General features: G+C 57.5%; 1 protein-coding gene. It reads right to left on the reverse strand.

All coding sequences use genetic code 11. From position 1 onward, the window contains the following. Nucleotides 1-14: 14 nt before the first annotated feature. Nucleotides 15-275, reverse strand: a 261-nt coding sequence (locus ALO43_RS18640) for a uroporphyrinogen-III C-methyltransferase (protein WP_412778924.1), incomplete at its 5' end; no start/stop codon positions are given.

Here is a 275-nt window from a genome sequence, read left to right on the forward strand (position 1 = left end):
ATCCATAATCGGCTTCAGACAGTCGCCTGAGCCCCTTCGAACCATGCCAGTTTTTCACGCAACTTGACCACTTCGCCGATGATTACCAGCGTTGGCGCATGCACCTCATGCTCGGCAACCAGTTGCGGCAGATTGGCCAGAGTGCCGGTAAACACACGCTGATTGACCGTCGTGCCCTGCTGGACCAGCGCAGCAGGCGTGTCGGCAGAGCGACCATGCCTGATCAGCTCTTCACAGATGACCGGCAAACCGATCAGCCCCATGTAAAACACCAG

The organism is Pseudomonas tremae (assembly GCF_001401155.1).
Lineage (GTDB): Bacteria > Pseudomonadota > Gammaproteobacteria > Pseudomonadales > Pseudomonadaceae > Aquipseudomonas > Aquipseudomonas tremae.